Raw genomic sequence first — 13314 nt, forward strand, 5'->3', positions numbered from 1 at the left:
ACGAATGCCCTCGGCACCCCTCCCGTTGTCCGTCGCACAGCGCGGTGTCTGGTCGGCGCAGGTACGGTTCCCGGAATCGCCCGTCTACCGGGTCGGCCAGGTGATCTGGCTGCAGGACCCGATCGACCCCGACGAGTTCGTCCGCGCCGTGGACGACGCGGTGGCCGAGACGCGGGCGCTGCACGCCCGCTTCGGCGAGATCGACGGGACGCCGGTCCAGTGGCTCGACCCGTCCACGGCGGTGCACACCGAGGTGGTCCGCTACCCGCTCGACGACGGTGAGATCGTCGACCGGGTCCGGGTGGACTACGACGCCCCGATCACCGGGGACGCGCTCTACGCGCCGGAGTCCCGGCTGCTGTGCCGCTCCGGAGGGGGGTGGGCGTGGGCCTTCACCCACCACCACCTGATGCTGGACGCCTACGGGACCTCGTTGTTCGTCCGGCGGGTGTCGGAGCTGTACACGGCCCGGGTCACCGGTACCGCGGCGGCGGAGCCCTGGTACGGCGATCTGGCGGACACGCTCGACACGGAACGGTCCGAGGCCGGTGGACCCGGTCGTTCCGGCGGTCCGGCCGGCCGGGACGGGGACCAGGCGTACTGGCAGCGGATCCTGGACGTCGACCCCGGCCCGTCCGGTGCGGATGAGCTGGACGGGGCGTTCTCCTTCCGACCGCACACCGTGCAGGTGCCTCTGCCCGAGGACACCCGCGACCGGCTCACCGCGTTCGCGCGAGCGGCCCGGTCCAGCTGGCCCGACGCCCTGGTGACGTTGTGGGGCCTCTACACGGCGCGGGTGCAGCACCTGGACCGGGTCGCGGTCCGGGTGCCCTTCATGATGCGTAGCGGCGGTGCGCTGCTGCGTACCCCGTCGATGTCCTCACGGATCCTCCCGGTCGTCACGGGGATCGCACCGGCCGGGTCACCGGCCGGAATCCTGCGCGAGATCACGGCGCAGATGCGCGAGGTCGGAAAGCACGCCGCGGTAGAGGACTCGCAGATCGCGCGGCTGTGGCCCGGTGGCGAGGTGGGTTACCTCGAGCTTCCGATGATCAATATCCTGGCGCTCGACCAGACCACGGACTTCGACGGCGCGCCCGGAGTTCCGGACACGGTCAACCCCGGACCGGTCGGGCGGCTCGACCTCTGGGTGCACCACGGTCCCGTGCACGGGTTCCGGTTCGACCTGCGCGGCCGGGCGCCGGTGTTCGCAGGACTGACCCTGCAGGAGCACGCCGCCCGGTTCGTCGCGTTCCTCGACACCGCGTTCGCGCTGTCCCCTGACACAACCCTCGCCGAGCTGGACCGGAGCGCGTCACCGGCCGAGCGCACGCCGGAGCCCGCCGGGGCCGACGGCGTCACCCTCGATCTGCCCGCCGAGACGGTCGACGCCATGGTGCGCACGCAGGTCGCCCGGACCCCCGACCGGCTCGCGGTGCTCGACGACGCAGGCAGAACCCGCTGGACGTTCACCGAGCTGGACTCCCGGGTCAACGCGATCGCCGCCCTGCTGGTCGAGCGCGGTGTCGAGCCCGGTGACCGCGTCGGCGTGCTGCTGCCCCGCAGCCCCGACCTGGTGGTGGTCCTCGCCGGGGTCCTCCGGGCCGGTGCGGCCTATCTGCCCCTCGATCCCGGCCGGGCCGCGGAACGGTCGGCCGCGATCCTGGAGGATGCGGCGCCACGGCTGGTGGTCACCGTCGGGGAGCTCGCGCGGCGATCGGTGCCGGCCGACGAGAGCGTCCTGCTGGTCGACGACCCCGCCGTGGCCGCTGCGCTGGACCGCGGCCGGCTGAGCGCCCCGGAACCGGTGCGCCGGACCACGGCGGACGACCCGGTGTACGTCATCTTCACCTCGGGCACGACCGGACGCCCCAAGGGTGTCCAGGTGCCGAACCGGGCCCTGGTGAACCGTCTGACCTGGGGCCGGGACCGGTACCCGCTCGGCGACGACGGGATCGTCCTGATGAAGACCCCGGTCACGTTCGACGTGTCCGCACCCGAGGTGTTCACCCCGCTCACCTCCGGTGGGGCCCTCCTCGTCGCGGCCGACGGCAGGCACGGTGACCCCGACTACCTGCGTGCGGTGATCCGGCGGCACGGGGTGACCCGGGCGAACTTCGTGCCGTCGATGGGCGAGGTGTTCGCCGCGGCCGACGCCGGCCCCGCCACCTCACTGGCGACGACGATGGTCGCCGGGGAGGCGTTCCCGACCCGGCTCGCCGAGGCGCTGTCCGACCTCACCGGGGGCACCGTCGTCAACATCTACGGCCCCACCGAGGGCGGGGAGATCACCTTCCACGAGTTCGATCCTGCGGCGGGCCACCGGGCCCCGGTCGTACCGATCGGGACGCCGGTGTCGAACACCCGGCTGCGGGTCCTCGACGCCTGGCTCCGCCCGGTCCCGCCCGGTGTGCCGGGGGAGCTCTACCTCGGCGGCGCGCAGGTGGCGCACGGCTACGTCGGCCGTCCCGGCCTCACCGCCGAGCGGTTCGTCGCCGACCCGCACGCAACGGCCGGGGAACGGCTCTACCGCACCGGCGACCTCGTCGCGTGGAACGCGGACGGCACGCTCGACTACCTCGGCCGCGCGGACGACCAGATCAAGATCCGCGGGCACCGGGTGGAGCCCGGTGAGGTCCGCAGCACGCTGGAGGCACATCCCGACGTGTCCGCAGCGGTGGTGGTCGCCCACGACAGCCCGGTGGCGGGCACCCGGCTCATCGCCTACGTGACCGGCCCCCACCAGCCCACGGACCGGTCCAGGGACCTGGCGCGGGAGCTGCACCCGTACCTGGCGGCCCGCCTCCCGGACCACATGGTCCCGGCGGCCGTCGTCGAGCTGGACGCGTTCCCGGTGACCGCGAACGGCAAGATCGACCGGCGCGCCCTGCCCGAGCCCGGTCCCCTCGCGACCGCGTCGGCGACCGGGCGGCCGCCGCGCACGCACACCGAGATCGCGCTGGCCGACGCGTTCCGCGACATCCTGGCGCTCCCCGACGACACCGAGCTGGGTGTCGACGACGACTTCTTCCGGCTCGGCGGCCATTCGCTTCTGGCGACCCGGCTGGTCGCCCGGATCAACGCGGTGCTGGGGGCCGGGGTGACTCTGCGCGAGGTGTTCACCCGGCCCACCGTCGCCGGGCTCGCCGGGCTCGCCGAGATCACCGGGAGCGCCGGCACGTCGTCGGCACCGGTGCCGGTCGTCCGGCCCGAGCGGATCCCGGCGTCACACGGTCAGCGGGCGCTCTGGCTCGTCGACCGGATGGGCGGGCCCGGCGGGCGCTACGTCGTGCCGACCGTGCTGCGGCTGACCGGTCGGCTCGACGCGGACGCGGTCGATGCGGCGCTGCGCGACGTCGTCGCCCGGCACGAGGCGCTGCGCACCGTGCTGCGTGAGGACGACGAAGAGCTGATCCAGGTGATAGTCCCGCCGCAGGAGGCCGTGGACCGGCTCACCGTCACCGTCACCGACCTCACCGGTGAGGCACCCGAGGTCGTGCGCGAACGGACCGCCGAGGTGGTGCGGGCTCCGTTCGACCTGGGCGCGGACCTCCCGGTCCGGGCCGGCCTCTTCCGCACCGGTGCACAGACCTGGCGGCTCGTGCTCGCCGTGCACCATCACGCCGTCGACGAGTGGGCGCTGCCGACACTGCTCGCCGACATCGCCACCGCCTACCGGGCGCGCAGCACCGGCGGGGCCCCCCGCTGGGCGGCCCCGGCCGCACAGTTCGCCGATCACGCGCTGCGCCGGCTCGCGGCCCTCGGCGACCCGGAGGACCCGGGCTCCGCGATCGCCGGGCACCTGCGTCACTGGCGTGAGGTGCTCGCCGACGCCCCCGACGAGTCCACGGTCGGCCTCGACCGGCCCCGCCCGGCCCGGCCGACGCACCGCGGCGTCGACGTCGGGTTCGCGCTCGAACCGGCCACGGTCACGGCACTGCACGCGACGGCCCGGGACCGTGGCGTCACCCTGTTCATGGTCGCCCAGGCCGCGGTCGCGCTGACCGTCTCCGCGCTGGGCGCCGGTGACGACGTGGTGATCGGTTCGCCGGTCGGCGGCCGGACCGACGAGGGGGCGACCGAGGTCGTCGGCTACTTCGCCAACACCCTGCCGCTGCGGCACCGGATCGGGCCCGGTGACACCGTCGCCGACGTGCTCACCCGTACCCGGGAGGCGGTGCTGGACGGGTTCGCCCACCAGGACGCGCCGTTCGAGCAGATCGTCGCCGCGCTCGGCGCGCGGCGCGACACCAGCCGGAACCCGGTCTACCAGGTGATGCTGACCCACCAGCACGGCACGGGGGAGCGGCACCCGCTCGTGCTGCCCGGGATCGACGTCGCGCCAGAGCCGGTGAGCATCGGTGCCGTCAAGACCGATCTGGACATCTACCTGACCGACACCCCGACCGAGGTCTCCGGGTTCGTCAGCGCGGCGACCGACCTGCTGGACACGGCGACCGTCGAGCAGTTCGTGGCCGTGTTCACCCACGTCCTGGCGACGATCGCCACCGACCCGCAGCGGCCCGTCGCGCGGTTGCAGATCCGGCCGGACGAACCGGATGGCCGGACGGCCGGCCCGGCGGCACCGCCCCCGGACACGACCGTCGACACCCTCCTGCGCCGCATCGCACTGTCCACGCCGGACACGACTGCGGTGGTCGGTGCGGACGGCGAGCGGTGGACGTTCGCCGAGCTGGACGCCCGGATCGACGCCCGCGCCACCGCGCTCGCCGAACGAGGCGTCACCGTCGGTGACCGGGTCGGGGTGCTGCTCCCGCGCAGCGCCGGGGCCGTCGTGACCCTCGCCGCGGTGCTGCGTGCCGGGGCGGCGTACGTACCTCTGGACGCCGCCCACCCGCCGGCTCTCGTCGCGCGGATCGTGCAGGCCTGCGAACCCCGGCTGGTGGTCGGCGACCGCACTACGCTGGCCGCGCACCGGGCGGACCTCGACCGGGTCGGCACCGCGCTGCTCGACACCGACGAGCTGCCGGCGGGACCGGGGGCGGTACCACCCCCGGTGCTGACGCGGCCGCTGACCCCGCAGGACACCGCGCAGGTGATCTACACGTCCGGAACGACCGGGCTGCCGAAGGGGGTCCAGCTCTCGCACGGCGCCCTCGTGAACCGGCTCCGCTGGGGCGCGGACCTGCTCGAACTCGACGGTGACGCGATCGGCCTGGTCAAGAGCGGTGTCGGCTTCGTGGACGCGGTCACCGAGCTGTTCGGCCCGCTGACCGCGGGCTCCGCGGTGGTCGTGGTCTCCGACGAGACCGCGCGCAGTGCCGGCGACCTGGCCCGGACCGTGCGCGCGCAGCAGGTGACCCACCTGCTCACGGTCCCCGGTCTGGCCGACGCCCTGGTCGATGACGGCACCGGGGGCCCCGAACTCGGATCGTTGCGGCACTGGGTGTCGTCGGGGGAGCCACTCACCCCGGACACCCGGGACTCCATGCACCGCGCCGCGCCGGACGGCGTCCTGCACAACTTCTACGGATCGACCGAGGTCACCGGGGACGCGACCGTCGCCCGGGTCGACCTGGACCGGAACGGGGACAGGGTGCCGATCGGCCGCCCCCAGCCGGGAGTCTCGGCCCGGGTGCTCGACCGATGGTTGCGACCGGTGGCCGACGGTGTCGTCGGGGAGCTGTACCTGGGGGGCGCACAGCTCGCCGACGGCTACCTGGGGCAGCCTGATCTGTCCGCGTGCCGGTTCGTGGCCGACCCGTTCGACGGCTCCGGCGCCCGGCTCTACCGGACCGGGGACCTCGTGCGCCGCAACCGCCGCGGCGAACTGGAGTACCTCGGACGGGCCGACGACCAGATCAAGATCCGCGGGCACCGGGTGGAGCCGGACCAGACCCGTGCCGTGCTGCGCGAACATCCGGCCGTCGCCGACGCCGTCGTCGTGCCGGGCGACCACCCGGCCGACGGGAGACAGCTGGTCGGGTACGTGGTTCCCGTCCCCGGTGCCGAGCCGGTCGAGTCGCTGTACGAGTACCTCGCCGCCCGGTTGCCGGGGCACCAGGTTCCGGCCGCGATCGTGGAGCTGGAGACGCTCCCGCGCACCCCGAACGGCAAGCTCGACCGGCGTGCACTCCCGCCACCGGTCCGAGCCACGGCCGCCGACGGGCGGGTCCCGGTCACCGGGACCGAACGTGTGCTGGCCGCCGGCTTCCGCGACGTCCTCCGGCTGGGCGACGACGCCCCGGTGGGGGTCGACGACGACTTCTTCCGCCTCGGCGGGCACTCGCTGCTTGCCAACCGCCTCCTGAGCCGGGTCAACGCCACGCTCGGTACGGAGCTGCGGATGCGCGACCTCTTCACCACCCCGACCATCGCCGGGCTGGCCGCCACCGTCGACACCGCGTCCGGTGGGCGCGGTGCCGGGCGGTCGGGCCCACCGCTACCGTCGATCACCGGGTTCGCCGGGGCCGCCCGGCCCGACCCGATCCCGGCCTCCTACGGTCAGCAGGCGCTCTGGCTGGTCGACCAGCTCGGCGCAGGACCGGCCTACCAGGTCGGCATCGTGCTGCGGATCCCCGGTAGCGCCGACATCGGTGCGCTGCGGGCAGCACTCCGGCGGTTCACCGACCGGCACGAGATCCTGCGTACTGTCTTCGTCGACGACGGCTCCGGCGGTCTGAGCCAGGTCGTGCGACCGAGCGGGGCCGCACCGGGCCTCACAGTCGAGGACGTCGATGCGGGTCGCGCCGCGGCCCGCGCCGGTGAGCTGCTCCGAACACCGCGGGACCTGGCCGTCGACGGCGGAGTCGCCTTCACCCTGCTGCGTACCGGCGACGAGAACCGGTTGGTCGTGCACGGTCATCATGTCGTGATCGACGAGCGTTCGGTCCGGCCCCTGGTCCGCGATCTGAACGTGCTCTACGACGCCGAGCTGACCGGTTCGCCCGCTGAGCTGCCGGTGCTGCCCGTGCAGTACGCGGACTTCGCGATCTGGCAGCGCCGGGTGCTCGGTGACCGCGCCGATCCGGCCTCCCGGTTGCGGGCCGAGCTGCAGTACTGGGTGAACGAGCTGGCCGACCTGCCGGTCGAGACGCCGCTGCCGCTCGACCGGCCGCGGTCGGGGACCACGACCAGGACGGTCCGGAACACTCGGGTCGGCCTGGCCCCCGAGGAGACCGCGGCCGTCGAGGAGACGCTCGCCGAATGCCGGGCCACCCCGCTGCAGGGACTCGTCCTGGCGCTGGCGCTCGGCCTGTGGTCGGCGGGCGCAGGGCGGACGGTGCCGGTCGGGACCCCGGTGGACCTGCGCGACCAGCCCGAGCTGGACGATGCGATCGGCTACTTCGTCAACACCGTCGTCGTCCGCGCGGACGTCGACGAGGCGGCCGGTTTCGGCGCGTTGCTGCGCAGCGTCCGTGACCGGACCCTCGAAGCGGGTGAGCACAAGAGCGCGCCGTTCGACAGCGTCGTCGAGGCGGTCGGCCCGCGACGGGTCCCCGGCCTCAGCCCCCTGTTCCAGGTGATGGCGGCCTTCATCGACGACGGTGAGCGGCTCGGAGACCCGGCAGCCCGGTTGGTCCCCGACGACCCACCGGCACCCGACGACGAGGACGGTTCGCCCCGGCCCGCGTTGTTCGATCTGGTCTATGCGGTGGTCCGGCACCCGGACCGCACCCTCGGACTTCGACTGAACAGCACCCGCGAGTTGTTCGACCGGGAGACCGCGGAGCGTCTGCTCGCCGAGACCCACCGATTCCTGGTGGTCGGCTCCCGCTACCCGACACTGCCGGTCCGGCATCTCGCTCAGCTGGTCCGGGCCGGCCTCGGAACCCCGGACGCCCCGGGCGGCGGTCCCCGCACCCGGCTGCCGCTGCCCCGCTTCGACGTGACGCGGGCCTCGTGGTGGCGTGCCGCGATCGAGTACCTGGATCACACGGTGCCCGGTGTCGGGCCGCTCGCGTTGCACGTGCGCGACGACGGGAGCGGGGAGCTGTCCGGAGTGTCGGGGGAGGGTACCCCGCTGGAAACCGTGTGCGAGCTGGCGGCGGAGGTGGTCGAGTCCTACCGGTCGGACACCGCGGTCGGCATCGAATGGCCCACCGTGGGGGACGGGGGTGGTCCGCGGCTGCGTCGCGCCGACCGGATCCACCTGCCGCGGGCCGCCGCGGACCGGATCCGCGGCCGCTACGGCGAGGGCAGCCGGTTGCTGCCGCTGTCCGCGCTGCAGAGCGGGCTGCTCTACCACATGGTGCGGGCCCGGGAGGCCGGTGACCACAACGCCTACGTGTCCCAGGTCCTGCGGGAGGTCACCGGCGAGCTCGACCCGGTGCGTCTCGAGCGGACCGTCGCCCGTGTGGTCGCACGCTATCCGAACCTGCGGGCCGCGTTCGTGACGCTCGGTGACACCGAGGTGCAGGTGATCCCACCGTACTCCGACGTCCCGTTCCGGGTCCTGCGCCTCGCCGACCGGCGGGACCGGGTGGAGACCCCGGCCGCGTTCCTGGAGCGGGAACGCCGGGAACCGTTCGACTTCGAGACCGGGCCGTCGATCCGGTTCACCCTCATCGAACACGCCCCGCGGGCCTGGACGCTGGCGATGACCTTCGAGCACATCCTGCTGGACGGCTGGTCCATCACCGCGCTGCTCGACGAGGTGTTCGCCGCGTACACCGATCCCGGCGTCCTCGACCGGGTGCAGCCGGCGTCCTTCCTGGACTATCTGGACTGGCTCGACAGCCGTGACGCCCGGGCGGCCCACCGCGCGTGGGACGACTACCTGGCCGACGTCACCGAACCCACGCTGCTGTGGCCCGAGGGCGGCGACCTCGGACTGGCCCGGGTGGAGACCGGTGACATCCACCGTGACCTGGCCCCGGCGGACGCGGCCGCGGTCGTCGACACCGCACGCCGGGCCGGTGTCACCCTCGGTACGTTCCTGCAGACCGCATGGGCCCTCACCCTCGGCCGGATCACCGGTCGCGGTGACGTCCTGTTCGGCAACACGGTCTCCGGGCGGCCGCCGGAACTGCCCGGCTCGGACCGGATGGTCGGGCTGCTGTTCAACACCCTGCCCATGCGGGTTCGTATGCGGCCGTCGGAGACGGTCACCGAGCTGCTGACACGTGTGCAGTCCGAACAGCTCGCGGTGATCGACCACCCCTACGCCTCGCTGACCCGGATCCAGCACACCGCCGGTCTCGGGGCACTGTTCGACACCTTGTTCGTGGTACAGAACCTGCCCCCCGAGACACCCGGTGGGGGCCCGGCCGGACCGGACGCCCCGAGGGTGGTCGGTGCGACGGTCAACGACGCCACGCACTACCCGGTGACGTTCGCCGTGAACCCGGGCGAGCGCGCCGGCGCGGCGTCGGTCCACGTCCGGCTCTCCTATCGCCGTGACGCGTTCGACCCGGGGGAGGCCGGGCGACTCGTCGACCGCTACCTGCACGTCCTCGGTGAGCTCGCCGGGCACCCGGACATCCCGGTCGGCCGCGTGTCGGCCTACCTCCCCGATGAGCGACCACCACCCGCGGGTGAAGCCGGACGCGAGGTGCCCGACGTCGTGGTGGCCGATCTGCTGCGCGAGCAGGTCGAGCGCTCACCGGCGGAGACGGCGCTCGTCGCGGGGGGGACGACCCTCACCTTCGCCGGGTTCTCCGAGGAGGTGAACCGGTACGCACGCCAGCTGCTCACCCACGGGGTCCGCCCCGAGCACCGGGTGGCGCTGCTGCTGCCCCGCGACGAGCGGATGGTGGTCGCGATGTTCGCGGTCTTCGCGGTCGGTGCGGCCTACGTCCCGGTCGACGCCGAGCACCCGGACGACCGGATCGCGACGATGCTCAGGATCGCCGGCCCCACGGTGACCCTGGTGACCGACCGCGACGCGGGCCGGCTGCACACCACCGCGACCGGTGAGGTGGTGAACCTCGACGACGCCGCGGTCCGCGCGGCGATCACCGCCCGGGCCGCGGGCCCGATCACCGACGCCGAGCGTGGTGGCCCCGTCTCACCGGAGCACCTGGCGTACATCATCTTCACCTCGGGATCGACCGGGCGGCCGAAGGGCGTCGCCGTCGGCTACCGCGGCCTCACGAACATGTACGCCAACCACGTCGAGAAGATCTTCGACCGGGTCGTCGCCCACCAGGGCGGGCGCCGGATGCGGATCGCGCACACCACGTCGTTCTCCTTCGACGCCTCCTGGGAACAGCTGTTCTGGCTGCTGGACGGGCACGAGGTGCACGTGATCGACGAGGAGCTGCGCCGCGAGCCGCAGCATCTGCTGGCGCACTACGACGACGTGCGGATCGACGGGTTCGACGTCACCCCGTCCTACGGGCAGCTGCTCGTCGACGAGGGGCTGCTGGAGCGTGACCGCCCGGCGGGACGTTCCGTCGCGGCGGACGCTCCCGGCGTGGTGTTCGTGTCGCTGGGCGGCGAGGCGGTCCCGGACACCTTGTGGAGACAGCTGCGCGAGGCCCCCGGAGTGGAGGCGTACAACCTCTACGGCCCGACCGAGTACACGATCAACGCACTCGGTGCCGACCTCGCCGACAGCCCGACCTCCAGCGTCGGCACGCCGATCTTCAACACCCGGGCCTACATCCTCGACGAGAACCTGCAACCCACCCTGCCGGGCGTGCCCGGTGAGCTGTACCTGGCCGGTGCCGGGATCGCCCGTGGCTACTGGTCGCAACCCGCGCTGACGGCCGAGCGGTTCGTCGCCTGCCCGTGGGAGCCGGGCGCCCGGATGTACCGGACCGGTGACCTGGCCCGGTGGACCCCCGAGGGCGACATCGACTACCTGGGCCGGATCGACGACCAGGTCAAGATCCGCGGATACCGGATCGAACCGAGCGAGGTCGCCGACGTGCTCGCCGGCGACCCACAGGTCGCCCGCGCGGCCGTGATCGCCCGGGAGGACGGCCGGGGCGCCACGGTGCTCTACGGCTACCTGGTCCCGGCCGCCGGCCGGGCCACCGAGGTGGACCTGGACGCCGTGCGCGCCCGGGCCCACACGATCCTGCCCGACTACATGGTCCCGGCGGGCCTCACGACCGTGCCGGACATCCCGCTGACGGTGAACGGGAAGGTCGAGACCCGTTCGCTGCCGGTCATCGAGGCCGCCGCGAGCGAATACGTCGAGCCGGCTACGGACACCGAGGCCGCGGTCACCGCGACGGTCGCCGAACTGCTCGGCGTCGAGCGGGTGTCGGCGGTCGCGAACTTCTTCGAGGTCGGTGGGAACTCGCTGCTCGCGATGCGGTTGGTCGCCCGGCTCAACGAGCGGCTCGGGACCTCTCTGCTGGTCAAGGACGTCTTCGCGGCGCAGGGGATGCGCGCGCTGGCGGCGGTCGCCGACGGTGGCGCGGCGGAGGACGGCGACGGCCTCGTCGACGCCGTGCTGGTGCCGCTGGCGGCCGCGTCGAACGGCCGCCGCCTGTTCTGTGCACACGCCCGCTACGGGCACGCATCGCTGTACTCGGCGCTCGTCGCCCACCTGCCCGAGGGGGTGGGCGTGGTCGGGTTGCAGGATCCGGCGCACGCCGGGTTCGACACCGAGTTCGACGACATGACCGCGTTGGCCGCGCTCTACGCGGACGCCGTGCAGCGGGTCCAACCGGCCGGCCCGTACGACCTGCTCGGCTGGTCGTTCGGCGGGCACATCATGTTCGCCGTCGGACAGGAGCTCGTCACGCGGGGGGAGACCGTCGGCTCGCTGACGATCGTCGACACCACCCCGACCGGTCCGGACCACCGGCCCGGACCGGGGGACGTCCTGCCCCGGCCGGGGGTCCGCGTCGCCGACGACGACGTGGCACAGCGCGAGTTCCTGGAGGCGAACCGTGCCGAGCTGCGGGCCGTGCTCGGCGAGCGGGCGAGCGAGGAGGTGTTCGCCGACCGGGCGCAGCTCACCGCGTTCGCGGTGTCCGGGTTGCGCTGCGAGCGCCTGATGGCCCGTCAGACCATCGGTCACCTGCACTGCCGGACGCTGCTGGTGGCCGCGGGCGACGCGGCGGAGTCCGGCGCCGGAACCGGCACCGGGATCGCCGCGTGGCGGCGGCACACCCCCGACCCCGAGATCGTCCACCTGGCGGAGGAGGACCACCACTCCGTCATGCGTCCCGATCGCGGCCTGCTGCGCTGGGCGCACCGCCTGACCGGGTTGCTCCGACCGGGCGACCCGGCCACCGAGACCGAAGAGGATGAGAGATGAGCCCGAGCGCCGACCAGATCGTCGCCGACGTCGCGGAAGTCCTGTACCTGGAGCCCGCCGATCTCGACCATCAGCTCGACCTGCGCGACCAGGGGATGGATTCGGTCCGGATCATGGAGCTGGCCGACCGGTGGCGACAGAACGGCGCCGGGGAGGTCAGCTTCATCCTGCTGGCCGAGGACCGGCGGTTGGAGCGCTGGATCGAGCTGGTCGGTGGGCCGGCCCGGGAACCGGAAGACCCGGCCCAGCGGTTCCGCACCGTCATGGCGACGGTGTCGCTCGGCGGGACGCTCGTCGAGAAGCTCGACGCGATCGCGGCGGCCGGGTTCGACGGCATCGAACTGCTCGATTCCGACCTGCGGGACGCGCCGGTGTCCGCGGCGCAGGTCGCCGCCCGGTGCGCCGACCTGGGACTCACCATCGACCTCTACCAACCGTTCCGGCGGGCCGAGGGCGTGTCCGACGCCGAGTTCCCCGATGTGCTGGAACGGTTCCGGCGTGAGCTGGACGTGATGGCCGAGCTCGGTGCTACGTCGATCCTGGTCGTGTCGAACACCGACGACGACGCCGACCCGAGCCCCGACCGTTCCGCGGAGCAGCTGTGCGCGCTGGCCGACACCGCGGCCGCACACGGCATGACGGTCACCTACGAGGCGCTGGCCTGGGGCACGCACATCGGCCGGGTGGCCGAGGCCCGTGACGTGGTCCGACGCGCGGCCCACCCCGCGTTGTCGCTCACCGTCGACACCTTCCACCTGGCCAGCCGGGGCGACGGCAGTGACGTGCTGGGCGGCATCACGGCGGACGAGCTGGGCCTGATCCAGGTCGCCGACGCGCCGTGGCGGTCGATGGACCTCGTGCAGTGGAGCCGGAACCACCGTTGCTTCCCCGGCGAGGGCGAGTTCGACCTCGCCGGTCCGCTGGCGGTTCTGCTCGCAGCAGGGTACCGGGGGCCGCTGTCGCTGGAGATCTTCAACCCGGAGCTGCGTGCGCTGCCGCCGCACGAGGTCGCCGCCCGCGGCGCCGGGGCCCTCGACACCCTGGTGGCCGATCTGGGCGGTACGACCGGCGCGGGCGCGGGCGCGGTGCGGGATCCGGCGCTGCGCGGTTCGGGTTGACCCCGGCTCCGGCCC

The 13314-nt window shown here is 73.5% G+C and carries 2 protein-coding genes; both read left to right on the forward strand.

Features of this window, described 5'->3' with window-relative positions; all coding sequences use genetic code 11:
- Positions 1 to 4 precede the first annotated feature (4 nt).
- Positions 5 to 12181: an amino acid adenylation domain-containing protein gene (locus tag AB0J24_RS07920; protein ID WP_358677161.1), complete on the forward strand. Its 12177-nt coding sequence runs from the start codon at positions 5 to 7 to the stop codon at positions 12179 to 12181.
- Positions 12178 to 13299, forward strand: coding sequence for a TIM barrel protein (locus AB0J24_RS07925; RefSeq protein ID WP_358677163.1), 1122 nt, complete (start codon positions 12178 to 12180; stop codon positions 13297 to 13299). The genes AB0J24_RS07920 and AB0J24_RS07925 overlap by 4 nt, the downstream gene beginning before the upstream one ends.
- Positions 13300 to 13314 lie beyond the last annotated feature (15 nt).

Origin of the sequence: Pseudonocardia sp. NPDC049635 (genome assembly GCF_040659795.1) — a bacterium.
Classification (GTDB): Bacteria; Actinomycetota; Actinomycetes; order Mycobacteriales; family Pseudonocardiaceae; genus Pseudonocardia.